This is a genomic window from Streptomyces sp. NPDC014864 (assembly GCF_043081525.1).
Lineage (GTDB): Bacteria > Actinomycetota > Actinomycetes > Streptomycetales > Streptomycetaceae > Streptomyces.
Map to the genome: position 1 here is coordinate 131,440 of NZ_JBIBWT010000018.1, position 24,600 is coordinate 156,039.

The window sequence follows — 24,600 nt, forward strand, 5'->3', positions numbered from 1 at the left end:
CGCCGCGGCCTGAGCACCTCCGGCAGCAACGGAGAGTGGGAGGATGCCAGGGCGTTCACTCACAGCCGGCCGCCCAGGCGGATCCGGCCTTGGTCATGTCGGCTCCTCGTCGGCGGGCCGAGGCCCGAGGCGGGCTCTGGCGGGCACCGCCGCTTCGTCCGGCCAACTGATGCGGGCAGACGGGTCCGCTCTTCCGTCATTCGAGCGCGTCTTAGAGCGGTCCGCAAACCCACGCCATCCAGAGCACGTGCTGGGGTGCTGATCGGCCTTTGTCGCGCCTCCTCTGCATCGTGCTCGCCATGTGTCCCGCCCTCGGAAGACAGCGGCCTCGAAGTCCTGGCCGGGCAGTCAGGGTGTAGGGCAGGTGCGTCACCCCTCGCTCTGCCAGAGGCTGTCTTGCGGGGAAGTGGATGTCGCGGCGGTTCAAGGGCAGTACGTGACCGTCCGACGGCCCTGGATCGGATTGGCAGCGCATCCTCGAGGCCCTCGCGGACCGGCACGGGCTCCTCAACGGGTTCGAGTCGTCGGTGCAGTTCTGGCACACCCGCTCCGCCCTGGAAGACATCGACATCGCCGGCACCACCATCCCCAAGTGGGCGCCGATCTTCCTGGCGTACGGCTCGCGCGCCGTCATCACCCCCGACGCATGAGTCCGACGTGTCAACCCGAACGGGACAGCAGGACATGTGCTGTGGGCGCTGGCGCGGGGCGGCCCCGGGAACTCCCATCCTGAGCTCCCGCCGAGGGGCTGTCCCCATGAGTAGCCGGAGGAGCTTGTGCCTGGAATACCTCGTGCGTCACACCCCCGCCCTCTCCAGCGAGCAACATGAGGCTGATCGGGTGACGATGGAAATAGACGGATGTGACGACGCTGCTCGCGAAGGAGGCAGGTGCCATGACAGCTCCTTCACATTCCTCCGGCCCCGTTTCCCCACACGGCACCGAGCCGCAAGAGGGCCCCCCGACCGAAGGTATGGCAGCACTGGCGAACCTGGGCTGGCAGTTCCTGCTCACCATGGGCCTCGCCACCATCGCCCTGGGCGTCGTGGCGCTGGTCTGGCCCGGTGCGACGCTTCGCGTCGTCGGCGTGCTCTTCGGCGTCTACCTGGTTGCCACTGGTGTCTTCCAACTCGCCGCCGCCTTCGGCACCCACGTCCCCCGGCATCTTCGCGTACTGCACTTCATCACCGGCGCGGCCGCCATCCTGCTGGGACTGATCTGCTTCAAGGGCACCCTCGAGTCGATCTTTCTGCTCGCCCTGTGGATCGGCTTCAGCTGGCTCATGCGGGGCACCCTGGAGACGGTTGCCGCAGCCTCCGACCAGACCATGCCGGGGCGCGGCTGGCACGTGGCCTTCGGCATCATCGGCACTATGGCCGGCATCGTGATGATCATCATGCCCTTCGCATCTATCGCGGCACTCACACTGGTGGTGGGCGTCATGGCCATAGTTCTGGGCCTGACCGAGGTGGTCCGCGCCATCAGGACACGCGTCGAGATCGGCCATCTCGCTCCCGGCACGGCCACCCAGCGGCGCTCTCGGTTCCACGCACGTGCGCACCCCCAGCACTGATCGGCCGGCGGGGGCGTTCTCGGGTATCGGCTCATCAGGGCCGTACTCACGTACCGCCCGAGTCAGAGGAGTGGAGAAGTCGTCCACGATGTGACCACCACGGCGGCGGCATCGGAGCTGCGCGGATCAGGGACCGAGCGCGCTGGACATTCGTGCTCGGGCTGCTGGCTCAAGGAGCCACTCAAAGACTGCTGAGGCCTTGGGGTACGAGTACTGGGTCGATCTCCTCCCCGTCCCGGCCACAAAAAGCACGAATAGCGTATGAGCGGCTCGAGTGACACGGGCAGGCTCGGCGAGCATGCGTCTGTTGGGTCTGCCTTGCGAGGGCGGATCACCGACTGCGTCGGCCGAAGAAGCCCGACCGCCGAAATGTGCCGAGTCGCACGGCGGACGGATGCGGGGTTCCGGCGGATCAGGCAGATGGGGTCCGAGGAACGGGGGAGTGGGGAGACCCGGTCGTGGCCGTCGGGTGCGGCCCCTTCACCGGCGGACGGCGGAGGGCTTGCGGGTGCGGCAGGCGGGTGACGGTGCTGAACCGTGCTGCGCGACGGCGCAAATGCCGGTGGCCGGGAGCGGGTTCGGGGGGACCGGGTGGCCGCGTGGTCCGGTAGAAGATCCGTTTGCCGAGCTCGACGAGGAGCAGGTAGACGACGACCATGGCGGCTACCGCGGCGAAGAAGGCTGTCGGTAGGGGCTGGAAGCCGAGGACATTCGCCAGCGGGGTGGCCGGCAGGCCGGCGCCGAGGGCGACGACTCCCAGCGCGGTCAGTGTCAGAGGCAGGCTGGGGCGGCTGCGCCAGAACGGTATGCGGCGGGTGCGGATGGCGAAGATCACCAGGGTCTGGGTGGCGAGGGACTCCACGAACCAGCCGGTGTGGAACTGGGCGGCGTCGGCGTGGAAGACGCCCAGCATCACGGCGAAGGTGACGAAGTCGAACAGGGAGCTGATCGGCCCGAAGCAGATCATGAAGCGCCGGATGAAGGCGATGTCCCAGTGCGCGGGGCGGCGTACCTGCTCCTCGTCGACCTCGTCGGTGGGGATGGCGAGCTGGCTGGTGTCGTAGAGAAGGTTGTTGAGCAGGATCTGGGAGGGCAGCATCGGCAGGAAGGGCAGGAACAGTGAGGCTCCGGCCGCACTGAACATGTTGCCGAAATTGCTGGATGTGCCCATCAGGACGTATTTGATGGTGTTGGCGAAGATTCGCCGTCCCTCGGCGACCCCGTCCGCCAAAACCCCGAGGTCCTTCTCCAGCAGGATCACGTCGGCGGCGTCCTTGGCCACGTCGGTGGCCGAATCCACCGAGATGCCCACATCGGCGGCGTGCAGTGCGAGGGCGTCGTTGACGCCGTCGCCGAGGAAGGCGACGTCGCGGCCGGTTCGCCGCTGGATCCGCACGATGCGGGCCTTGTGCTCGGGGCTGACCCGGGCGAAGACGGTGGTGTCGCGGATGGCGGTGGTGAGCCGCTCGTCGTCCATGGCGTCGAGGTCGGTCCCGGTCAGCACGGCGGCGTCGGTCAGCCCCAGGTCGTGGCAGACCTTGGCGGCGACCGCGGGGTTGTCCCCGGTGACGATCTTCACCGTGACACCGAGCGCGTCCAGCTGCCCCAGTGCATCGGCCGCGTCGGGTTTGGGCGGGTCGAGGAAGACCAGCAGGCCGGCCAGACGGAGGTCCCGCTCGTCGGCGGCGCTGAGTGCGGTGGCCCGGTGGGCGGGCCGGGTCGCCACCGCGACCACGCGGTTGCCTGCGGCGAACTCCGCGGCCAGCGCCTCACGGACTGGCCCGGGCACCTCCACGCAACGTTCCAGCACCGTCTCCGGGGCTCCCTTGGTGATGAGCACGGTGTCACCGGCGCGATCGGTGACGGTGACGGACACCATCCGCCGCTCATGGTCGAAGGGCAGGACGCCGGTCCGCGTCCAGCCGCTCAGCCACGAGCGCTGAGCGGCGGCGGCCGGTGAGTCCCACAGGGCGTCGTCGAGCGGGTTTCCGCCGACGGGTCGGCCCTGGCCGTCCACGTCCGATTCGGTGCACAGCAGCCCCCGGCACAGCACTTCCTCCGCTGGGGTACCGGCGACGGGTACGGCCCGCATGAAGTCGATGCGGCCCTGGGTGAGGGTTCCGGTCTTGTCGGTGAACAGCACATCGACGTCGCCGAGGTCCTCGATACACACCAGCCGTTTGACCAGCACCTTGCGCCGGCTCATCCGCCGTGAGCCCGCGGCCAGGCTGGTGGAGACGACCGCGGGCAGCAGTTGCGGCGTGATGCCGACCGCGATGGCAAGGGAGAACAGCAGGGCGTCGATCAGCGGCTTGTGCAGTGCGACGTTGATGATGAAGATCGACGTGGTCAGTGCCCCGGCGACGTAGACCAGGAGCATGGAGAAGCGGCGCAGGCCCACCTGGAACTCGGTCTCCAACTGGTGTCCGCTCAGCCCGGCGGCGATCTTCCCGAACTCGGCTTCGGCACCGGTGGCGACCACGACACCGCGGCCGCTTCCAGCGTGCACCACCGTGCCCATCAGGGCGCAGCCGGACAGGTCCGCCAGCGCCGTGCCGGCCGGCACGGCAGCGGTGTCCTTCGCGACCGGCAGCGACTCACCAGTCAGCACCGACTCGCTGCACTCCAGTCCCGCGGTCGCGAGCAGCCGCAGATCCGCGGGCACGATGTCGCCCAGCCGCAGCTCGACCACATCACCCGGGACCAGGGCGGTGACCTCCACCTCCTGTGGTCGCCCGTCGCGCAGCACGACCGCGCGGTGCCGGATCTTCGCGTGCAGCGACTGGGCGGTCTTCTCCGCCCGGTATTCGTTGACGAAACCCAGGCCGACGGAGAGCGCGACGATCACCGCGATGATCGTGGCGTCGCCGCGCTCTCCGACGAAGTACGACACGACCGCCGCGGCGAGCAGCAGGCCGAGCAGCGGCGACCGCACCTGATGCCACAGCACCAGCCACGCCCGGGCCCGGTGGGAGTGGACGGCGTTGGGGCCCCAGCGCTTCAGCCGTCTTGCCGCCTCCTCCGACGACAGGCCGCCTTCCGGCACCTGGAGATCACGGAGCACCTGCGCGGTGGGCAGGGCGGCCGCCGAGACGGCACGCCCCGCGGCCACCGGCCGCGCCCCGACAGTGGTCACCATCAGCGCCCACCACCCGGGCGTGTGCCCTCCCGCACAGGGAAACACACATGGCTGAATGACGGTCTGACAGTGCTGAAACGTCTGACAGTGCTGAGCGGACGGGAGAACGGGCCCGCGCCCGGATCATCTGGCAGTAGCCTCACCATCCCACCCTCCACCCTTCACCGGTCACGCCCCCATGGACCGTCGGGCCCTGTCTCCGGGACCTGCTGCCCACCATGCAGCGTGCTCCGGTCAGTCGGTGTGACGGCCATGAGACCGCCCGACGAGTGAGGCCGCCCGCTGGACGACGGCCCATCCCGGCGGCCGCCATCCGGTGGGCGAGACGCCCGGCCGATGGCGGGGAACCCATATCCGAAGCGTCCGGGGACTGATCCGGCACCGTACGGGAGTGCGCAGGGTGACGGCTTCGCCGTCCAGCCCGACGGGGACGACCGGGGGGTCGGCGTGGATGACGACGTCGTCGGGTGTCGCCAGACGGGTCAGTCCGTGCATCTGCCCGCTTCGCAGCCTGGCGGCTGTTTCGGCGGGCGTCTCCGCCCTGGCCGCCAGTACTCCCAGGAGTCCGGAGTCGAGCTGCGCACGCCTGTCGAGCCCGGCCGGGTCGTCGATCTGGTAGGGGTTGTTGCTCACCAGTACGGCGTCCGGCCGGTCCACGGTGAGCAGCCCTGTGCGTACCACCAGCTCCGGACCCTGGTGGCGGGCCAGGAATTCCGGGAGGATCCGTACCATCGTGCCGATCTTGTCCTCCCGGTAGGCGGGGTCCTGCACCAGGGCGGCGTACGCTCCGAACGACACGTTGTTGACGAATGCCCGCTCGCCTGCGTACCCGAGATCCACGCGCAGCTCGACGCCGTCCCTGAGGGCGTCCAGCGCGGCTGAAGGGTCCTCACGGTTCAGGCCGAGATCCATCGCGAAGTGGTTGCGGGTGCCCGCCGGAATGACCATGAACGGCAGGCCGCTTTCCGCGGCCACCTCGGCGACGAGTGCCTGCGTGCCGTCTCCACCGGCCACCCCGAGCAGATCCGCACCGTCGTCCACGGCGCGTCGTGCGACAGTCGCCAGGTCCTGGGGCAGGGAATGATCGATCAGGAAAACCTGAGCTCCGAACGCACGGGCGCGTTCCGCGATCCGGAACCGGCTCGCCTTCCCTCCCCCTGAATGCGGGTTCACGATCAGATAGGGCCGTCGCGCGCCGGTCGCCGGTCGCGACGCGTTCTCAGTCACGGCATGTACCGGCAAGCCGCATACATCAGCCCGGCGCACATCCCAGGCGACAGCAGGGCTGCCGCGAACACACCCGCAGCCGGGGGCGCCTTCCCCCACCGGGCCGACGCTCCGGCGATCCCCCGTGTGGCCACCGTTACCATGACACTTCCTTCGACAGTTGCGGCCTACGGCACCAGCTTGCAGCGGGGCCTGAGCATCCGCACCTGGGACGTAGGTGGTCGACCCGCCACCGTCGTTGATCCACCGTGCCATGGACGGGTCCCCGCAACGCGTTCACCGCCGCCGCCGGATCCCCGCCTCTCCCATCCTGCCGTGCCCCGGGGTCGGACGGCCCACGGATCAGGATGCGGATGAGCCATGGAAGCACGCTCACACAGGGGGTTCGCTACCGCTCCCACTGCACGGCATCAGCCACCAGGCCAGCGCCTGGGGTGATGGGCGGCAAGCCCTAGAAGTGCTCCGCGGACTGCTCGGTCGAGACGTTCAGGTGCCGACCAACATGGGGACGATCTCCTACCGTGGTGCCCACTTCAGCCGGGTTGCGTACAGATGAGAGCTCGGGGCCTTCTCCAGCGCCAACCGATCGAGGCGGCCAATGCGCAGGGCGTGACCGGCCTTCCAGCGATTGGTGTCAGCCGCCGTAGCCGGACACGGCCGCCTCGGTGGCGCTCCATGGGGATGGGCGAGGCATCCGCTGGTTGTGTCCACCTACTCCCATGTCGGCTGGCGGCGACCTGGCGCAGCCCGTGTCAGAGGCCGGCACGTGTGACAACGCAGGGAGATCACGTTCCTCCGAGCGATGAGGGCTCCTCGTTTCCCGAGACTGCGGCTGGGCACCCAGTGCCCATGGCGACGCGTCCGGTTCCGGTGCGAACCATCCTCGCCACCATCGGTCTGGTACTCGCCACCTACGTCGTACTCGAGTTGGTGGTGCAGGCTCGCCGGGTCTTGATCTGGGCGGTCATCGCGTTGTTCTTGGCCGTCTCCCTTCATCCCGCGGTCGAGGCGCTGCAGCGACGGGTGCCGCGGTGTCGACGGTCGGTTGCCACCTTGCTGGTCTTTCTGGCAGCGGCCGCGGCCGTTGGCGCGGTGGTCGCCCTGTTCGTCATCCCCCTGGCTCAGGAGGGAAGCCGGTTCGCCGGTCGTCTGCCCGTGATGATCAGGGACGCCCGGGGCGGCCGCGGGCCCGTCGGTAACCTGCTGGAGCGGACCCATGCTCTGCGGTATGTCCAGCTGCATCAGGCACAGATTCACGCGTTCGCCACCGGGCTGAGCAGGCCTGCCTTGAGGTTCATCCGCAGTGCTACGACCGCCGTGACAGGCGCTCTCACCATTTTTGTCCTGGCCTATCTGATGGTGTTGGAGGGCCCCAAGGCCATAGATCGGTCCCTGGCGCTCCTGGACGAGGCGCCCGCGGCCCGCATACGCCGCGTCGGGGCCGCATGCGCCCGTACTGTCAACGGCTACCTGACCGGAAACTTGCTGATCAGCGTCATCTGCGGGCTCCTGACCTACGTGGTGCTGCTGGTTTCCGGAGTGCCGTTCGCCGGCCTGTTGGCCCTCTTCGTTGCCGTGACCGACCTCATTCCCTTGGTGGGGGCCACCATAGGGGCTGTCGTCGCCTCCTCAGTAGCGTTCGTTCATTCCTTGCCGGCCGGCATCGGAGCCATCGTCTTCTTCATCGTCTATCAGCAGGCCGAAAATCACCTCTTGCAACCGGTCATCCTGTCTCGCACGGTCAAACTCAACCCCCTCACCGTGCTGCTAGCCATCCTAATCGCCGCCGAAGTCGCCGGGATACTCGGTGCCCTGCTGGCGATTCCCGTCACCGGCATCATCCAAGTCGTCCTCGGTGACATTTGGGCCCACCGCGGCGGTCGGCGGTTGGGACTGCCGATGCGGCCAGACAACAGCCCCGCGAACGCCGACCGGTCCGACGCTGCCGAATGACCGCAGTACGGAATCCGGCCGCCATAGGGCAGCGCTTGGTTGTCCCAGGTCAGGTCAGGCCGAGCGCTGCTACGTGACCTCCAACCAGGTACCGGAGCAACGTGAGTGGATGTTCCAGCACAACTCACCGATGACGGGAGCGCGTTCCATCAGCTCCAGATGAGCAGCCCGTCGTCCGATTTCGAGCAATGCTCAAGACCTGTGGATCAGCCCCGGGAGGAGGGCACGTGGAGGGCGTACCTTCCCGAATGATCCTGTGATGGTCACCGAGTAGGCCCGCGTTCGCAGCGCGGGTCGGGAAGGCACGCCCGTGCTCCGTAGTCACTGCCGACGGTTCCACCGAGTCCGGCTCCCTGATCGACGAGATCGTGCGCGAGGGCGCCCGGCGGATGCTCGCTGCCGCGCTGGAGGCGGAAGTCAACCAGCACATAGCTGAGTTGGCCGCTGAGCGGGACGAGCGCGGGCGCCGCCTGGTGGTCCGCAACGGCCACCACCAGCCCCGCACCGTGGTCACCGCCGCAGGGCCCGTCGAGGTCACCGCGCCCCGGGTGAACGACCGCCGCGTCGACGAGACCACCGGCGAGCGCAAGCGGTTCTCCTCCAGGATCCTGGCCCCGTGGTGCCGCAAGTCCCCGAAGATCTCCGAGGTCCTGCCGCTGCTCCTGCACGGACTGTCCTCGGGCGACTTCGTGCCGGGGCTGGAGCAGTTCCGCGGCGGCGCGGCCGGACTGTCGCCGGCGACGGTGACCCGGCTGACCAGACAGTGGCAGGAGGACCACTCCGCCTTCCAGCAGCGCGACCTGTCGAACCGCGACTTCGTCTACGTGTGGGCGGACGGCGTGCACCCGAAGGTCCGGCTCGGCCAGGCCCACTCCTGCGTGCTGGTGCTGCTCGGGGTGCGGCTGGACGGCACCAAGGAGCTGATCGCGCTCGCGGAGGGGCTGCGGGAGTCCACCGAGTCATGGGCCGACCTGCTGCGCGACTGCCGCCGCGGCATGCGCGACCCCGAACTCGTCGTCGGCGACGGTGCGATGGGCCTGTGGAAGGCACTGCGGGAGGTGTTCCCCGTAGCCCGTCACCAGCGGTGCTGGGTGCACAAGGCCCGAAATGTCATTTTAAACGCCTTGCCGAAGTCCGCACAGCCGGGCGCGACAAAGGGATGCAGGAGATCTACAACGCCGAGGACCGCGCGCACGCCGAGAAGGCGATCGAGGCGTTCGCGAAGACCTACGGCGCGAAGTGGCCCAAGGCCGTCACGAAGATCACCGACGACCGGGAGGAACTGCTGGCGTTCTACGACTTCCCGGCCGAGCACTGGATCCACCTGCGAACCACGAACCCGATCGAGTCGACGTTCTCCACGGTCAAACTGCGGACCAAGGTCACCCGCGGAGCCGGCAGCCCAGCCGCAGCCCTGGCGGTGGTGTTCAGGCTGGTCGGGTCAGCACAGGCCCGCTGGCGCGCAATCACCGGTGCCCACCTCGTCGCCCTGGTCCGCTCGGGCGCCAGGTTCGAGAACGGCATCCTGGTCGAGCGCGAGGAGGCCGCCGCAGCCTGACCGAGCTCAACTGATTCGCAGTTATCGACAATTACGCGTTGTGTCCGTGGTCTCCTTCAGTAGCAGGTCCGTCCGGCGCCGACCGCTGAAGTCGGTGGAGGAAACCCGGTTGAGCGAAAGGACGCGAAGACGTGGATGTGTATGAGGCTGTCGACAGTCGCCGGGCTGTGCGGGCGTTCAGCGATCAGCCGGTATCCACGGAGACACTCGAACGAGTGCTGACTGCGGCGACGCGGGCTCCGTCCAGTGGGAACCTCCAGCCGTGGCACGTATACCTTGTAACCGGCGAGCCCTTAGCCGAACTGAAGCGGCGCGCGACGGCCAGGGCGCTGGCAGGAGACGACCCCGGCGACGAGCGGGAGTACCCCATGTACCCGGCCGAACTGACATCGCCGTACCTGGACCGCTTCTCGGCCGCGGCCGCCCAGCGGTACCAAGCCCTGGGGATCGAGCGCGACGACCCCGACAGGCCCAAGAAGATCGCCACCTTGAACTCGGAGGCGTTCGGGGCGCCGGTCGTCCTGTTCTGCTACCTCGACCGGACGATGGGGCCCGGACAGTGGGCTGACGCGGGGATGTACCTGCAGACGGTCATGCTGCTGCTGAGGGCGGAAGGGCTGCACAGCTGCCCCCAGGTGATGTGGACCATGTACCGCAAGACCGTCAGCCAGGCGGTCGGAGCCGATGACAGGCTCGTGTTGTTCTGCGGGCTCTCGGTGGGGTTCGAGAAGGACGGCGTGCCACGCCTGCGTACCGGGCGGGCAGACCTGACCGAGATGGTCACCTTCATCGGAGTGTGACCGCCGGGCGGTCGAGGTCCAAGGACTCCACCAGCAGGTCATCACGAGGGGAACTTGGCCGGAGAGCGCCGGCCTGACCATGAGAAGGCCGATGCCGAGCTGTACAACGAAGCTCTCCGCGTTCTGCGCCACGCCCGCAACCAGATCGAACGCCTCCCCTCCACCACCCGAGGAAAGGGCGAGGAAGACATCCGAGACGTCCTCCTGGTCGCGCTGGGCGCAGCGTTCGCCGGCCGCTGCACTGCGGAAAGCCTGAACGGCGCAGGGAAAACCGCTCTTCTGCTGCGGATCGATGACCGTAACGTCCTCGTCGGCGAGTGCAAAATCTGGAAGGGTGCCTCGAAGTTTCACGAGGCCATTGACCAGCTGTTCGGCTACCTGACCCGCTACGACCGCTTCGCGGTGCTTCCGCTGTTTATCCACGCGGCTCAGCCGAAGCCGATCGTGGAGAAGGCCGTTCAGTTGCTGGCCAAGCACCCGCGCTGCGTCTCCGCAGCTGTTCCCGATACCGACGGCCGCCAGTACAGCTTCGTGCTGAGGTCCCCCTCGTCGACGCCGTGGGATGTGGAGGTGGCCCTGATTCCCTTCGTGATCAGCTGGGCGGTGCCACTGGGGAACCGAGTAGTGGCACGTCCCACGCGGAGCGAACAACGAGCCGCCAGCCGGCGAGTCGGGTGGACCGCGCCGCGGCCGAACCGGGCCGACGAACCAGCCTGAGCAGCCCGACCAGCTCCACCTCTTCGGCCTGACGTGGGCCTTCGAGACCTGGTTGTGGTCTTGAAGGCCGACCTCGTCGTGTGGGGTGCGAGTGGATGTCGTTGCGGCCCACGGGTCTGGGGAGGTCCCGGCGGAGACGGTGCCGGTGGCGCGGCAGCGCTCCCGAGGGGAAGCCTGGCACTCCGGCTGCTGGGCGAGTTGGGCCGCTGTTCCGCGACGCGGAGTTCACCCGTCCCTTCCCCGCGCGCGGTCGGCCTGCCTGGTCGCCTGCCGGGCCGGCGGTGGTGCCGGTGCCGCAGTTCGTGGAGGGGCTGACCGATTCGGTGACCGGCGCGGCGCCGCGGTGAACTGCTGAGATCCCCGGCCGTGGTCCGGTCCACCCCCGTCCGGCAGACCCGGCCCGATCTCTTGCACCATTTCCCGATGTTCGATGGGTGTTCGATGGGCATGTGTTCTAACCTCCTGACGATCCGTAATGGGGCGATGACCGCGTTGGCGAGGCGGTCGGCTGTGGCGTGCGCGAAGCCCGGCCGACTGGTCTTTGCCCGCGTTGCAGAGGTGCTGCGCGTCATCCGAGCAGTCAGCGCGCCATGAGAACGGCCCTGATGTGAAGGCGACACCTGCCCATGACCGAGCACGGAAACAACCCCAGCGGAGCGATGAGGCGAAGAACCGTGCTGCGTGGTGGTGGCGGCCTGCTCGCCACGGCCGCGGCGGGCCTGCTCCCGGGGTGCTCCGGGTCCGGCGGCGACGACTCGGGAGCCAGGACCCCGAAGAAGGGCGGCGTCCTGCGCGTCGGCTGCACCGGCGGCAGCGCAAAGGACACCCTCGACCCTCACAATCCCGTCATCTGGCCCGACCACGCACGGGCGGTGAACCTGTTCGAGCGGCTGTTCGTCCATGACGAGAGATACCGCGTCAAGCCCCTGCTCGCGGACTCGATGGAGCCGTCCAAGGACGGCAGGGCCTGGACGCTGAGGCTCCGTTCCGGGGTGGAGTTCCACAACGGCAAGACCCTGGACGCCGACGACGTCATCGCCTCCCTGCGCAGGATCGCGAACCCCAAGGCGCCCGCCGCCGGGGCCAGCAGCCTCGCCGTGGTCGACGTCGCGGACCTCAAGCGGATCGACTCCCTGACCGTGCGGATCCCGCTGAAGACTCCGTACGCCCTGCTGGAGGACCTGCTCGCGCAGACCGTCATGGCTGTCGTCCCGGCGGACTTCGACCTCAGGAAACCCATCGGCACCGGCCCGTTCGTCTACAAGTCCTTCACCCCCGGGGACGAGAGCGTCTTCACCAGGTTCGACAACTACTGGCGTCGCCCGGCCCATGTCGACCAACTGCACATCATCGACTTCCCCGACGACACGGCCAGGGTCAACGCGCTGCTCAGCCGAGAGATCGACGCCATGGACAACCTGCCGCTCGAGCAGATGGAGCTGGTCGAGGCCCAGGGCTGCAAGGTCCTGATCTCGGAGCCCGGGGCCTGGACCCCGCTGACCATGCGCCTGGATACCGGCCCCTTCGACGACGAGCGGGTCCGCCAGGCGATGCGGCTGATCGTCGACCGGCCGCAGATGGTCCGCCAGGTGCTCAGAGGACAGGGACGCATCGGCAACGACCTCTACGCACCCTTCGATCCGGCGTACAACCACGATCTGCCGCAGCGCGTCCAGGACCTCGACAAGGCCAGATTCCTGTTGAAAGCCGCCGGGCACGAGGGGCTCAACGTGGAGCTGGTCACCTCCAACGGCATCGGCATCGGCGCGGTCGAGACCGCGCAGCTCTTCGCCCAGCAGGCCAGGGGCGCCGGGGTGACGGTGCGGGTCCGCAAGACCGACTCCGCGACCTTCTACGGCGACAAGTACCTGAACTGGCCGTTCGCCATGGACTACTGGTTCACGCGGAACTACCTGGCGCAGGTGGAACAGGGATCGATCAAGGGCGCCCCTTACAACGAAACGCACTGGAGGGACCCGGAGTTCGTCTCCCTCGTCAACCAGGCCCGCGGCCAGTTCGACGAGGGCAAGCGCAACGAACTGCTCAAGGCGGCCCAGAAGATCGAGTACGAGCGCGGCGGCTACATCGTCTGGGGCTTCAAGAACCAGGTCGACGCGTACGCGGCCGGGGTCGGCGGACTGGTCCCGACCCGCAGCCACCCCTTGTCCGACTACCGGTTCCGCGACGTCTCCGTCGACGGCTGAGGGCCGAAGCCGTGCACGGGCGCCGCCCGGCAGGGCAAAGACCGCCGCCCGAGCGCCGGGCTCCTCGAAGGCCCGGCCCCGGACCGGCCGGCACGCCCATCGTCACCGTTCTCTCTGCACGACGCTTGAACCCCACGGGCAAAAAGGCTGTAGTCTCCGCCCGTTCGGACAAGCGATACAGATCAGCACGGCAACTCACCCAGGCAACAGAGCAGCTTGCCCGTACGACATCGTTCCGGAGGCTTGGTGTCCCCGCACAAGGTGGAAGCAGCGGAACAGGCACGTCGGGGAGCGCGGGTTCGGCGAAGGGCCGACGTGTTCCTCGACCGCTGGCCGTTCCAGCGCAAGCTCAATGTGCTGGTGATCCTCCCCGCCGCGGTGGTCGCCGCCATCCTCGCCTACGTCATCGCGGGCCAGGTCGCACAGGCGCAGTCTGCGGCGCGCACCGCGGCCCTCGTCCGCAGCAGCGAGCAGGTCGCCTCCCTCGTCGACGACCTGCAGAGGGAGCATCAGCAGGCGATTCTGCTCTCGGTGCGCTACCAGGCCGCGGAGCCCGGTGGGCCCGCGCCGTCGCCGCGGGACTACCGCCGGGCCCAGTGGGCAGTCGACCGCCAGGTCGCCGAGGTCCGCTCCGCGTTCGGATCCCGCCTTCCCGCGGCGGAGACCAGGGCGTTGCGGGGCGTCGCCGGGCTGACCGGGCTGCGCAAGACGGTCGAAGGCGCCTACCTCCCGGCCGACAGCATCGACCCGGCCTATGACTCCATGGTGTCCAACCTCATCGACGGGCTCGGCCTCGGCGGATCCGCGGGCGGTGCGGTGTCGTCGCCCGAGAACGTCCTGGACACCCTGCTGCGCGCGGACGCCGCGCATGCCGCGTTCGAGACCGGTGTCTTCTCCGCCCAGACCGGCGACTCCAGCGCGCTCACGGAATTCACCGGCGCGGTGGGCAGCCTCCAGCTCTACAACCACCACGCCCAGCGCTTCAGCCAGATCGCCTCGGTGGCCCAGAGCGGCCGACTGGCCCGGATCGAGCGCAACGCGCACCAGAACGCCATCCGGTCCGAGTTCGCGTCCCTCCAGTTCGATCCCTCCTCCCTGGAGGCCAGGGACCTCGAGGAGGTGCGGGCGGCCGTCGACAAGGCCATCGCGGCGTATCCGACGTACGAGAAGCAGGCGTCCACCCGGCTGGAGATCACCCGGTCACTGATCCACCAGATCGCGGACGACGGCGACCAGGCCTCTTCCGAGGCCTGGTGGCGAGTGGGGTGGCTGCTGACCGCGGTGCTGCTGATCTTCGCCTTCTGGCTGCTGCTCTCCCTCCTGGTCCGGCGCTCCGTCGTGCGGCCCGTGCGGATGCTGACCGCCGCGGCCCAGCAGGTGGCCAAGGCGACCGGGCAGGAGCTCGCGCGGGTGGCGGACGACGAGGCCGAGGACGACGGCCGGCTCAGGCTGAACGCAGTCCCGGTGCGGGCACGCGACGAGATCGGCACGCTGGCGGAGGCGTTCAACGAGGTACAGGAGGCGGCCGCCGCCCTGCTGCAGCGCCAGGTGCTCAGCCGGCGCAATGTGGCGGAGATGTTCGGCAACGTCGGGCGGCGCGTCGGCAACCTGACCGCGCGCCAGCTGGCGCTGATCGATGCGGTCGAGCGTGAGGAGACCGACCCCGCGCTGCTCGACCAGCTCTACCACATCGACCACCTGGCGGTGCGCCTGCAGCGCAATGCCGACAGTCTGATGCTGCTCGCCGGGCTGGCGGAGACCGCTCTCGAGGCCCGGCCGACGGCGCTGACCAACGTCGTACGGGGCGCGCTCGCCCAGATCGAGGAGTACCAGCGGATCCACCTGCGTGTGCTGGACGAGGTCACCGTCGCGCCCGACATCGTCGGCGATCTGACCCTGATGCTCGCCGAGCTGATGGAGAATGCGGTGGCGTTCTCCCCTGCCGAGAGCCCCGTCGAGGTGCGGGTGCGCTCCCAGGGCGAGGCGGCGGTGGTCGAGGTCGTCGACCACGGGCTCGGCATGAGCGCCGAGCGTCTGAAAGAGGAGAACGAGCGGCTGGTGCGCCGCGAGCGGCTCGACCTTGTCCCCACCAAGGTCCTCGGGCTCTTCGTGGTCGGCCGGATCGCCCGGCGCTGGGGCATCAGGGTCACGTTGACCGCGACGATGGGCGGTGGGGTCACCGGCAGGGTCTTCATCCCCTCGACGCTGCTCATGCCGTTGAGCCACGTGCCCACGGTGTTCGCGGGCGAGGACTTTTCCTCGTCGGTCCTCCCCACCCGGAGTCGGCCCGTGGGGCCCGCCAAGCCCCCAGCGCTCACCGGGCCTGCCGTCACGTCCGCCGTTCCCCAGCAGCATCCCCAGCCCTCGCGGCGAACCCGCGCGGATGGCGCACCGCGGGACAGCACCGGGAAGGAGCCCGCACCGTTGCCGCGACGCGTCCCGCGGACCGCGCACACGGTCGGTCCGCCCCCCGAAACCCGGTCCGCGAACACCGCCGAAAGGGCCGCAGCGCAGGCGCAGGAACACCCGGATGGCGAGGCACTCACCCCGGCACCGGCCGCGCCGCCGCTACGGCGCCGCGTGCGCGGCGCCACGCTCGAGAACGCCGCGGCGGCACGCCGGCCGACGCCGACGTCGCGCCGGCCGCTCGACGCGGAGGCGGTCCGCTCCTCGATCGAAGAGTTCGAGGAGGCGGTGGCCCGGGCCGAGCGCGAGAGCGCGCAGCCGGGACAACAGCCGTCTCGGATGCCGGCATCACCAGAATCCCCGCAGGGACCGGAAGGAGTGGGGCAGTGACCACGTCGACAGGTGGAACTCAATTCAACCCAGTGGAGCCCGTTGACCTGCGTGCCGCCGCAGAGGACTTCACCTGGTTGCTCAACCGATTCGCGACGGAGACCGCGGGCGTGGTGGATGCCATCGCCGTCTCCTCCGACGGTCTGCTGATAGCGGTCTCGCGGCTGTGCGACCACGCGGACTCCGAGCGTCTCGCGGCGATCGTCTCGGGAATCACCAGCCTGGCCGCCGGCGCTTCGGGCAACTACGGCCTCGGCGCCCTCAACAAGGTGATCATTGACCTGGAAGGAGGCCATCTCCTCGTCTCCGCGATCGGCAGCGGATCCGTGCTCGGCGTCGTCACCTCGAACGAGGCGAAGCTGGGAAACGTCGCCTACGAGATGACCCTGTTCGCCAACCGCGTGGGCGCGGCCCTCAGCCCCGAGCTGGTCCTCGAGCTCAAGAACAGCGTCGGTTCCCCGGCCACCGGGTGAACCGTCCGCCACCACATGCAGCAGGAAGGAAAGACCCAGAATGGCGTCCGAGGGTGGTCAGCACCACCCGGGCTCCGGCGGTTCGGGATCCGCCGGCCGCCCTTCGGCGATCCGGCCGTTCCTGCTGACCGCGGGAAGGGTTGCGGGCAGCGACGCGGTAGCGCCGCTCCCCATCGAGACCCAGGTCGTGACCACCTCGTTGGGCTTGGCCACCCTCGAAACCCTGGCCTTCGAACACCGCGACATCGTCGCCGTGTGCCGGCGGCCGCAGTCGCTGGCCGAGGTCGCTGCGAAGCTGCACCTGCATCTGAACGTCGTCCGTGTGCTCGCGGCCGACCTGCGCGCCCATGCGCTCCTCGCCGTATACGTGCCCAGTGCCGATGCCTCCCGCGACGTCTCCGTTCTGCGAAGGGTGATCGATGGTCTCCGTGGCGTCGCCGAATCCGAAGGGATACACCGTGACAGCCAACGGGATTGACGCACCGTGCGTCCCACACGAGACCGAACGGCCGCCCCTTCCCGTGAAGATGGTGATCGCGGGCGGGTTCGGCGTCGGCAAGACCACGACGGTGGCGTCAGTCTCGGAGATCGAACCGCTCACCACCGAGGCGTCGATCACCGAGGTCGCGGCGGGCGTGGACGATCTCAGCCACACCCCTCACAAGACCACCACCACGGTCGCCATGGACTTCGGCTGCATCACCCTCGATCCGACCCTGAAGCTGTACCTGTTCGGGACGCCCGGCCAGGAGCGTTTCGGCTTCATGTGGGACTACCTGGTGGAGGGCGCCCTGGGCGGATTGGTGATCGTCGACACCCGCCGCCTCGACGACTGCTTCGCCGCGGTCGACTACTTCGAGCACCGGGACATCCCGTTCGCGGTGGCCGTCAACGCCTTTGACGGCGAGGTCGCGCACGAGCTTGACGAGGTGCGCTGGGCGCTGGACGTCAGCGACCACGTCCCGCTGTTCGTCTTCGACGCCCGAGAACGGGGCTCGGTGCTCGACGCACTGCTGGTGGTACTCGACCATGCGCTGAAGCGGGCGGAGGCGTAGGCGGTACACGCCCGTCCGCAGGTGGTCGGCGACGGTGACGGCCGTCTCCACCGCGGCACGTGCTGGCCTGCCCGCTGCGCCCGCCGCACCCAGCGGCGACCGCGTCGTACGGCGCCGTAGCCGCCGTACGGAGACCACCACGACCACCATCAGCAGCAGGGCGGGCGCCGCTTCGGTGCGGGCGCGCTCGTCGGCGCCCGTGCGGCGGGCCTGGTCGGCGGCGCGCTGCTGAACGAGGTGTTCGATGACGACGAGCCGGAAGTGGTCGTCAACAAGTGCCACGATTCCTAATGTCCAGTCCAAGAACGCTGACCAGCTGCCGCTCTTCTGGATCGCTTACTCCGTCATCGTGATCGTTGGGACGTGGCTATTCATGTACGTCCTCGGCTGACGAAAGCGGTCCCTGTTGCCCCGCCACGTTGAGAAAGCCTTCACGTTGCCCGGGGAGGAGAGTCCAATTCGCCCTTTCCGTAGGGCGATCCAGGGACGAAGGAATATCTAGTCCCGTAAGATCCACCACATGTCCTTCACACCTCCTCCCATACCTTCGGGCCACCCTCCCATGCCTCCGGAACCTCCCGGGCCTTCTAGCGAAGGGTCAGCTCCAGAACATCCAGGAGGACCTCAGGGCCTCTGGAACAGGCTGCCGAGACAGGCCCGAGTCATCATCGGATCTGTGGCCCTCGTCCTCGCTGTGGCAGGCGTGGCCGCCGCTGTACGCGCCGCGACCACAGAAACGGATGGCACCGACACCTCCGGCACTACCGCGACAGACTCGGCGGATAGCACTGACGACTACGCTCAGGCGCTGCAGGCTTGTGCAGTCAGCTGGAACCTCCACAGCCCCATTAAAGAGTCGGCAGGCGAGGTCGCAACTACGTTGCAGAAGCCAGACGCAACCGGGTACGCCACGGTGGGCTTCAACGCGAGCTTTCCTGATCGCTGCATGGTCACCGTTGCCAACCCGCAGATCATGTCCGCAGAGCAGTACATACAGGACGGGCGCGATAGCTGGCCCTACGCCGTTTCCTGGTATGGGTCGGTCGACCAGGTCGACCCCTCCCTCCTGCCGTGGAACGCGACAATCAACCACGAGGGCATCGTCACGCTGAACGCCAGGTAGTAGCTCGGGTCTGATGCAGGTTTGGGTGACAGGTTCGGTCACGCGGCCTAAAGGGCCGGTGTGGTCATGACGGCCTCGAATTCGACGGGTGTCATCCGGCCGAGTGCGGCTTGTCTGGGGCGCCGGTGGTAGGTCCTCTCGATCCAGGACACGATCGCGGTCCGCAGTTCTTCACGGGTGGCCCAGGTCCGGCGGTGGAGGACGTTCTTCTGCAGCAGGCTGAAGAAGGATTCCATGGCCGCGTTGTCGCCGGCTGCCCCGACTCTCCCTATCGATCCGACCATCCGGTGGTGGTCGAGGGCCCGGACGAACTGCCGGGAGCGGAACTGCGAGCCGCGGTCGCTGTGCAGGATGCACCCGTCGACGTGTTCACGCCGGGCCACGGCGTTGTCCAGCGCGGCTACGGCGAGGCGGGACTTCATCCGCGCGTCGATGGAGTAGCCCCAAGATCCTGTTGCTGAAGACATCCTTCGTCGCGCAGAGGTGCAGCTTGCCTTGGCCGGTGGCGTGTTCGGTGATGTCGGCGAGCCACAGCCGGTTCGGGCCGGTCGCAGTGAAGTTGCGGCTCACGCTGGCGAGACACGGCGCGCCAGGAAGATCAGTCAGAACGCGCTGAAGTCCGCGCAGACGGTCACGCTCGACGCGGGCCGTAGCCGCCTGGACGACCAGGCTCCGCAGGTTGCAGCAAAGTACGCGGGACTGACCGGACGCCGGATCACCGGCCACTCCGGCCGACGTGGCCTGGTCAGCACCGGCCGCAAGAACGGTAAACGCGCGGAGAAGCTGCGCAAGCAGGGCGGCTGGTCCACCAACTCGCCCGTGTTCTGGGAGTACATCGACGAGGGCGAGATGTTCGAGGACGCCGCCCCTGACTGAATCGGGCTGTGACCACCCGCGACGGACGGCTGGCGGAATTGGCCATCGGCTGTGCCGCGATGTGGGAGTGGCCCCTCTTCCGCCGTGCGGAGTACGGCCTCGGGACTGGTGGGCTCGCATGTTGAGGTGTCGCGTATTCGTAGCTGAGGTCGGCAGCCCCATGGCGCTGAGTGAGCCGGCAGGGGCGGTCGATCGCAGTGGGATGATCGCGCGGTGAGTGATGCGAGGGTGTTGGCCGCGGAGGCCGTTGAGTCACATGTCCGGGCGTTCTTCGAAGGGCACTCCGTGGAGGTCGTCGACTACGACCTCGGGCCGGAACGGCGAGAGGTAGCGCCCGACCTGCGAGTTCTCGTTGTGGGTCCCGGTCCCCGCAGCGACGGCTGGGCCTATGTGACCGTCGGGTGCTGGGCCGCGATGGAGAAGGACGGTCACGGCCTTGAGTTCGTCATGACCGCCCACGTCCGCGACCAGCGGTTCATCGAGCTTATGGCGATGATCGCCTACTACCACTGCGGAGGACATCAGCTCGACCTGGAGCACAGCATGCCGATCGGGGAACCGTGGGTGCCCGGGTCAACCTGCGATCACCTTCTGATCAGCCTGCCCTATCTCCACGGACCAGACCTTGAACACTGTCTCGTTCCCGGGGGCCACGCCCGCATCCTGTGGACCCTGCCCGTAACGACAGCCGAGATCGAGTTCCGCAGGCGTCACGGGCACGAGGCGTTGGAGCAGCTCTTCGACGAGGCAGAGATCATCCCAACCGATCCTTTTAGGGCGTCGGTTGCCTGAGTTCCGGCCTCCGGCGGTCACCGATTGTGGTCGCCAGGGGCGTATCGGCTCCAGGTTCCTCCGGATTCGGTGACCAGCCGGGTGGCGGTCTTGTCGTGATAGCCGAGTGCCTTCGCGATGACTGGGGCCGGGGCCTGCAGGACGAGCTGGCGGATCGCGGAGGCTCTGCCGCGCTGTGGCGGGACGCCGATCTCACGCAGATGGGCTTGGAGGCTGACCGGGTTCATCGGCTGTCCGGGTTGGCGGCCGGGGAAGAGCCAGCGGGAGTTTCTGCTGCTGGCGTAGGGCAGATGCTGGCGGGACAGGATGTATGCCCGCATCAGGTCCGCAACGGGCTCGGGGAGCGGGGAGGGCGGATCGCCCAGCCGGACAGTGACAGTGATTCCGTCGTCGGTGATGTCGTCGACGGTGAGGCGAACGATGCGGCTGACGGGCTGGGCATAGGCAAGAACGAGTGCGGCAACGATGCGGCTCCGCAGAGGTAAGGAGTCGTCGTTGAGGACCCGTCGGAGCATGGCGAGTCGGCGGTGCTGGTGCAATGGCGCCTGGTCCTGGGTGATGACCTGGGGCGGGAGGGTGAGGCGGGGCATGCGGTCCGTCTTCATGCACCAGCGGAGGAACGTCTGGGCTGGGCGCCGGGTGGCGAGGTTCTCGGTGTGCCAGGCGTCGAGGTCGGCCTGCCGACAGTGCTCGATGGTGCGGCCTCGGCCGGCGAGCCAAGCAAGGAAGGCGCCGGCCTGGGTGGTCTCCTGCTTGGTCTGGTGCGTCTGAGAGCGTCCCAGCGGCCCCTTCTCCGCTGTGGCCCGTAGTCGGCGCATCTGGTGCCAGGAAACGAGGTGCCGGACAAGTCGGTGGTGTTCGGGGTCCTCGATGGTGGCGAGCCGTTCGGCCAGCCAGCGCTGGTAGAGCAGGAGCTGACGGTCGACGCGTGGGAGGACACTGCTGTCCATCAGCAGGTCGCGCAGGTGGGTAACGGTACATTGCCCAGGCAGAACACCACGGTTCCCAGGACCGAGAGGACTACGCCCCGGCCTGTTCCGGAAGCGAGGTCGAGGCCGGTGAGGTCGGGCCAGAACACGATGCCGATGCCCAGCAGGCCCACCGCACCGCCGGCCGGGACTCGTCCAGCGACGGTGCGGCGGAAGAACAGGCGCGCGAATACGGTGTTCACCGGGAGCGACATGGCGAAAATGAGAGAGACGAGTCCTGTGGCGAGGTCCTGCTCGGCGAAGTAGAAGCACACGAAGTTGGTGGAGAACGTCAGCGCGCCCGTGAGGGCGAACTGTGCATGGACGCGCGGCGGGTAGCGCAGGGGCAGACCGCCTAACTGATTGCTTCAGAATGAAGTCCGCAGGCGGTGGAGGCAGCTGAGGCTGTCGGCCGGTTCGAGTAGGACCGTGGACGCCCGGGTCCTAACGCAGCGCGGCGGCGACCAGGCCGTCGAGAGCCTCGCGCGGTACTTCGCCGCCGTTCACCAGTCGGTCGAAGACCAGTCCGTCGATGCAGGTCAGCAGAGTGTGAGTGCGGTTCTCGACGTCCGTGATGCCGTGCGTGGTGAGGAACAGCCGGACGGCCTCGCGGCCGGCGTTCTCGCGGGGCACGAGGATCTCCCGCAGCTCAGGGTCGCGCACGCTCTCGACGGCGCAGGCATGGCGGGCGAGCGAGCGGCGGCGGCCCTCGCCGGTGAGTCGTTGTCGGGTGAGCAGCACCATGCCGTCCACCAGTTCCTCGACGGTGCGCAGGGGTGGAAGCTCTTCGGCCATCGTTTGAAGTTCCGCCTGGTCGAGGTGGACCAGGCGGGTTACGAGTCCGGTCAGCAGCGCGGCACGGGTGCGGAAGTAGGCCGAGGTGGTGCCGGGCGGCATGGCGGATTTCCGATCGACCGCGCGGTGGGTCAGGCCGCGTATCCCTTCGTCGACGAGCACGTCGAGAGCCGCGTCTGCCAGAAGAGTGCGCCGATCCGAAGCCATGGCCCCTTTCTACACCCGTAGAGAATGGCGATAAGGTGCGCTTCTACAGATGTAGAAGAAGGGGGCTCCGGCATGGGGAACACGGCAGTGGTGGTCGGAGGGGGCATCGGCGGGCTGGCCGCCGCGATCGGCCTGGACCGCATCGGATGGGACGTGACGGTCCTCGAGCGCGCGTCCATGCTTGAGGACGCGGGGGCAGGCATCTCACTGGCTGCCAACGGCCTGCGGGCCCTGGACGAACTCGGGGTCGGCGACGCGGTTCGGGAAGCATCGCGAGGCCAGTACAACGGCGGCACCCGGACGCCCCGGGGCGGCTGGCTGGCCCGGATGGACGGCTCGACGCTGGAGAAGACGGTGGGCACACCGATCATGGGCATCCCCCGCTCCGCCCTGCACCGACTGCTCCGCGACGCCCTGCCCGCCGAATCACTGGTGACCGGCTCGGAGGCGGCCGGGGTCGAGCAGACCGGCCCTGGGACGGTTCAAGTCGACTGCGCCACCACCGTCCTGAACGCCGATCTGGTGGTCGCGGCCGACGGCATCGGCAGCAAGATTCGCAGCCGTCTTTTCCCAGACCATCCCGGCCCGGTCTACAGCGGCTCGACGGTACTGCGTGCCATCACCGAGCGCGCGGTCGATCTGCGGACCGACTTCGAGCTGACCTGGGGCCGCGGCGCGGGATTCGGGCACATCGCCTTCCGGGACAGGCGGGCCGAGTGGCACGCCGTCCTCAGCCACCCCGCTGGCACGCGGTTCGCCGACCCATTGGCCGAACTGCGCCGACGGTTCCACACCTGGCACGACCCGATCCCCGCCCTGCTCGACGCGACCCGGCCCGAGGCCGTGTTGCATCACGACGTGAACGAACTGCGCACGCCACTCCCCTCATACGCTGTCGGTCGGATCACGCTGCTCGGCGACGCGGCCCATGCGATGACCCCCAACCTCGGACAGGGTGCCTGCCAGGCACTGGAGGACGCGGTCACCCTCGCCGCCGCCCTCGCCACCGAATCCACCGTCGAGGCCGCGCTCGCCCGCTACGACGCCGAGCGCCGGCCCCGCAGCCAGGCCGTCGCACGGGCTGCCCGGCAGGCCGGCAGAATGGGCCAACAGCTTTCTCACCCACTGGCCGTCCCCCTGCGGAATACGGCGATGCGACTGACTCCATCCCGGGTCGCCACACGTATGATCCTGCGTCATCACACCTGGGTTCCGCCGTCGCTGAACTGATCTGGTTCGTGCCCGCCACCTCACGACCAGACACTTTCTGGGCCAAGTAGAGCTGCAGGTCTTGCCGTTGACGGTCCCGGTGGGCGGGCTGTCCGGGTGCGTGCTGATCTTGTTCCGGACGATCTGGGGGATCGCGTGGTCCCGCTGCTGCCACCCACTCCCGAACGGCGCCGTTGCCACCCCGGGCGCCTGCGCGTTCCCGATCGAGTGGCACTCGCTGGCGTGATGTACGTGCTGCGAACCGGTGTCGCCTGGCGCGATGTTCCGACGGAGTCCGTGGGTTGCTCCGGTGTGACGGCCTGGCGCCGACTGCGGGACTGGACCGAGGCCGGCGTCTGGCCGCGCCTGCACGCCGCGTTGCTGACCGAGCTTCGCCGCGGGGGCCTGGTGGAACTGGACGACTGCTCCGTGGACGGATCGCACGTCCGGGCCCTAAAAGGGGGGACCTTGTCGGCCCCTCACCCGTTGACCGCGCCCGTCCCGGCTCTAAGCACCACCTGATCGTCGACCGCCACGGAACCCCGCTCGCCGTTACGCTCACGGGCGGCAACCGTCACGACGTCACCCAGCTCCTGCCGCTGATGGATGCCATCCCATCGATTCGGGGACTCCGGGGACGCCCCCGCCGCAAACCCCGGCGTCTGTACGCCGACCGGGGCTACGACTTCGACAAGTACCGCCGCCTGCTGGGGAAGCGCGGCATCAAACCAATGATCGCCCGACGCGGCGTAGCCTACGGTTCCGGCCTGGGCAAAGTGCGCTGGGTTGTCGAACGCGCCTTCGCCTGGCTGCACCAGTTCAAACGACTACGCATCCGCTACGAACGACGCGCCGACCTCCACCAGGGCCTGCTCGAACTGGCCCGCAGCCTCATATGCCTCCGCCGCCTGCGGACCTCATTCTGAAACGATCAGTAAGGCGGCCCATGCCAGCATCACCGCGGCGGCCAGCGCGAACCGGTAGGCGATCGAAGCCGTCGGGTGGACTTCTCCGAGCTGTCCCTTGATCGCCAGCCAGGTGGAACCCCAAACCACCGTCAGTACGTACAGGCCGCCGTTCACATGCATCCTCCGTTCCGGCAGGGCCGCCGACCGCCGGGGACGACGGCGACGGG

21 protein-coding genes and 3 pseudogenes are annotated in these 24,600 nt (G+C 68.5%); 17 read left to right on the plus strand and 7 right to left on the minus strand.

The genetic code is table 11. From position 1 onward, the window contains the following. The first annotated feature begins 527 nt into the window (after window positions 1-527). Complete coding sequence (locus ACF1A5_RS27895) at window positions 528-650, plus strand: hypothetical protein (RefSeq protein WP_392195625.1); 123 nt, start codon at window positions 528-530, stop codon at window positions 648-650. Window positions 651-895: 245 nt separating this feature from the next. After that, a complete protein-coding gene (locus tag ACF1A5_RS27900) occupies window positions 896-1,573 on the plus strand; it encodes an HdeD family acid-resistance protein (protein WP_392195626.1) in 678 nt (225 codons plus the stop codon). A gap of 412 nt (window positions 1,574-1,985) precedes the next feature. On the opposite strand, the gene mgtA is transcribed toward ACF1A5_RS27900, so the two are convergent. Then, window positions 1,986-4,712 carry a magnesium-translocating P-type ATPase gene (mgtA, locus tag ACF1A5_RS27905; protein ID WP_392195627.1) on the minus strand — a complete coding sequence of 909 codons (2,727 nt, stop codon included), beginning with the start codon at window positions 4,710-4,712 and terminating at the stop codon, window positions 1,986-1,988. Window positions 4,713-4,946: 234 nt separating this feature from the next. Further along, window positions 4,947-6,194: a diacylglycerol/lipid kinase family protein gene (locus ACF1A5_RS27910; protein WP_392195628.1), complete on the minus strand. Its 1,248-nt coding sequence runs from the start codon at window positions 6,192-6,194 to the stop codon at window positions 4,947-4,949. 594 nt (window positions 6,195-6,788) lie between these two features. Between ACF1A5_RS27910 and ACF1A5_RS27915 the strand changes: the two genes are divergently transcribed. The 11 genes and pseudogenes from ACF1A5_RS27915 (at window position 6,789) to ACF1A5_RS27965 (ending at window position 18,618) form a co-directional block, all read left to right on the plus strand. Further along, window positions 6,789-7,892, plus strand: coding sequence for an AI-2E family transporter (locus ACF1A5_RS27915; RefSeq protein WP_392195629.1), 1,104 nt, complete (start codon window positions 6,789-6,791; stop codon window positions 7,890-7,892). A gap of 353 nt (window positions 7,893-8,245) precedes the next feature. Further along, window positions 8,246-9,450 (plus strand): annotated as a pseudogene (locus ACF1A5_RS27920) (IS256 family transposase). Window positions 9,451-9,581: 131 nt separating this feature from the next. Continuing rightward, on the plus strand, window positions 9,582-10,250 hold the full coding sequence (locus ACF1A5_RS27925) for a nitroreductase (RefSeq protein ID WP_392195630.1): 669 nt from the start codon (window positions 9,582-9,584) through the stop codon (window positions 10,248-10,250). A gap of 54 nt (window positions 10,251-10,304) precedes the next feature. Next, window positions 10,305-10,967, plus strand: coding sequence for a hypothetical protein (locus ACF1A5_RS27930; RefSeq protein ID WP_392195631.1), 663 nt, complete (start codon window positions 10,305-10,307; stop codon window positions 10,965-10,967). A 95-nt stretch (window positions 10,968-11,062) separates the two neighbouring features. Further along, a pseudogene (locus ACF1A5_RS27935) lies at window positions 11,063-11,311 on the plus strand (IS5/IS1182 family transposase); the annotation flags it as partial. A 282-nt stretch (window positions 11,312-11,593) separates the two neighbouring features. After that, complete coding sequence (locus ACF1A5_RS27940; RefSeq protein WP_392195632.1) at window positions 11,594-13,171, plus strand: ABC transporter substrate-binding protein; 1,578 nt, start codon at window positions 11,594-11,596, stop codon at window positions 13,169-13,171. Between the two features lie 315 nt (window positions 13,172-13,486). Then, a complete protein-coding gene (locus ACF1A5_RS27945; RefSeq protein WP_392195633.1) occupies window positions 13,487-15,967 on the plus strand; it encodes an ATP-binding protein in 2,481 nt (826 codons plus the stop codon). After that, on the plus strand, window positions 15,964-16,440 hold the full coding sequence (locus tag ACF1A5_RS27950) for a roadblock/LC7 domain-containing protein (RefSeq protein WP_055495024.1): 477 nt from the start codon (window positions 15,964-15,966) through the stop codon (window positions 16,438-16,440). The genes ACF1A5_RS27945 and ACF1A5_RS27950 overlap by 4 nt, the downstream gene beginning before the upstream one ends. 40 nt (window positions 16,441-16,480) lie before the next feature. Next, window positions 16,481-16,918: a DUF742 domain-containing protein gene (locus ACF1A5_RS27955; RefSeq protein ID WP_055495025.1), complete on the plus strand. Its 438-nt coding sequence runs from the start codon at window positions 16,481-16,483 to the stop codon at window positions 16,916-16,918. A 49-nt stretch (window positions 16,919-16,967) separates the two neighbouring features. Further along, window positions 16,968-17,495: an ATP/GTP-binding protein gene (locus ACF1A5_RS27960; protein WP_055495080.1), complete on the plus strand. Its 528-nt coding sequence runs from the start codon at window positions 16,968-16,970 to the stop codon at window positions 17,493-17,495. A 676-nt stretch (window positions 17,496-18,171) separates the two neighbouring features. Further along, complete coding sequence (locus ACF1A5_RS27965) at window positions 18,172-18,618, plus strand: hypothetical protein (protein ID WP_392195634.1); 447 nt, start codon at window positions 18,172-18,174, stop codon at window positions 18,616-18,618. 47 nt (window positions 18,619-18,665) lie between these two features. On the opposite strand, the pseudogene ACF1A5_RS27970 reads toward ACF1A5_RS27965, so the two are convergent. Continuing rightward, window positions 18,666-19,161, minus strand: a pseudogene (locus ACF1A5_RS27970) (IS3 family transposase); the annotation flags it as partial. Here ACF1A5_RS27970 and ACF1A5_RS27975 point away from each other — a divergent pair. Then, complete coding sequence (locus ACF1A5_RS27975; protein ID WP_392195653.1) at window positions 19,102-19,494, plus strand: hypothetical protein; 393 nt, start codon at window positions 19,102-19,104, stop codon at window positions 19,492-19,494. The pseudogene ACF1A5_RS27970 and the gene ACF1A5_RS27975 overlap by 60 nt on opposite strands. 213 nt (window positions 19,495-19,707) lie before the next feature. Then, window positions 19,708-20,286, plus strand: a complete 579-nt coding sequence (locus tag ACF1A5_RS27980) for a suppressor of fused domain protein (protein ID WP_392195635.1) — start codon at window positions 19,708-19,710, stop codon at window positions 20,284-20,286. Window positions 20,287-20,303: 17 nt separating this feature from the next. Here the strand turns inward: ACF1A5_RS27980 and ACF1A5_RS27985 are convergent, their stop codons facing one another. The 3 genes from ACF1A5_RS27985 to ACF1A5_RS27995 all read right to left on the minus strand — a co-directional run bounded on the left by ACF1A5_RS27985 (window position 20,304) and on the right by ACF1A5_RS27995 (window position 22,256). Next, on the minus strand, window positions 20,304-21,236 hold the full coding sequence (locus ACF1A5_RS27985; RefSeq protein ID WP_392195636.1) for a hypothetical protein: 933 nt from the start codon (window positions 21,234-21,236) through the stop codon (window positions 20,304-20,306). Continuing rightward, window positions 21,236-21,529, minus strand: a complete 294-nt coding sequence (locus tag ACF1A5_RS27990; RefSeq protein WP_392195637.1) for a hypothetical protein — start codon at window positions 21,527-21,529, stop codon at window positions 21,236-21,238. Before ACF1A5_RS27990 ends, ACF1A5_RS27985 begins: the two co-directional genes overlap by 1 nt. 169 nt (window positions 21,530-21,698) lie before the next feature. Further along, window positions 21,699-22,256: a TetR/AcrR family transcriptional regulator gene (locus tag ACF1A5_RS27995; protein ID WP_392195638.1), complete on the minus strand. Its 558-nt coding sequence runs from the start codon at window positions 22,254-22,256 to the stop codon at window positions 21,699-21,701. 72 nt (window positions 22,257-22,328) lie between these two features. Between ACF1A5_RS27995 and ACF1A5_RS28000 the strand changes: the two genes are divergently transcribed. Then, entirely contained in the window at window positions 22,329-23,486 is a 1,158-nt protein-coding gene (locus ACF1A5_RS28000; protein WP_392195639.1) for an FAD-dependent monooxygenase, read from the plus strand. A gap of 96 nt (window positions 23,487-23,582) precedes the next feature. Then, window positions 23,583-24,391 (plus strand): IS5 family transposase gene (locus tag ACF1A5_RS28005; RefSeq protein WP_392195640.1). Its coding sequence is split into 2 segments (ribosomal slippage): window positions 23,583-23,922 and window positions 23,922-24,391, totalling 810 coding nucleotides; the frame shifts between segments, so codons are not numbered across the junction. On the opposite strand, the gene ACF1A5_RS28010 is transcribed toward ACF1A5_RS28005, so the two are convergent. Then, complete coding sequence (locus tag ACF1A5_RS28010) at window positions 24,383-24,547, minus strand: hypothetical protein (RefSeq protein WP_392195641.1); 165 nt, start codon at window positions 24,545-24,547, stop codon at window positions 24,383-24,385. The genes ACF1A5_RS28005 and ACF1A5_RS28010 overlap by 9 nt on opposite strands. Window positions 24,548-24,600: the final 53 nt, after the last annotated feature.

Coding starts and splice junctions, on each gene's coding strand:
- ACF1A5_RS27900 (WP_392195626.1), top strand. CDS start 896: ATGACAGCTCCTTCACATTCCTCCGGCCCCGTTTCCCCACACGGCACC.
- ACF1A5_RS28000 (WP_392195639.1), top strand. CDS start 22,329: ATGGGGAACACGGCAGTGGTGGTCGGAGGGGGCATCGGCGGGCTGGCC.
- ACF1A5_RS27940 (WP_392195632.1), top strand. CDS start 11,594: ATGACCGAGCACGGAAACAACCCCAGCGGAGCGATGAGGCGAAGAACC.
- ACF1A5_RS27915 (WP_392195629.1), top strand. CDS start 6,789: ATGGCGACGCGTCCGGTTCCGGTGCGAACCATCCTCGCCACCATCGGT.
- ACF1A5_RS27955 (WP_055495025.1), top strand. CDS start 16,481: ATGGCGTCCGAGGGTGGTCAGCACCACCCGGGCTCCGGCGGTTCGGGA.
- ACF1A5_RS27960 (WP_055495080.1), top strand. CDS start 16,968: ATGGTGATCGCGGGCGGGTTCGGCGTCGGCAAGACCACGACGGTGGCG.
- ACF1A5_RS27910 (WP_392195628.1), bottom strand. CDS start 6,194: ATGGCACGGTGGATCAACGACGGTGGCGGGTCGACCACCTACGTCCCA.
- mgtA (WP_392195627.1), bottom strand. CDS start 4,712: ATGGTGACCACTGTCGGGGCGCGGCCGGTGGCCGCGGGGCGTGCCGTC.
- ACF1A5_RS27995 (WP_392195638.1), bottom strand. CDS start 22,256: ATGGCTTCGGATCGGCGCACTCTTCTGGCAGACGCGGCTCTCGACGTG.
- ACF1A5_RS27985 (WP_392195636.1), bottom strand. CDS start 21,236: ATGGACAGCAGTGTCCTCCCACGCGTCGACCGTCAGCTCCTGCTCTAC.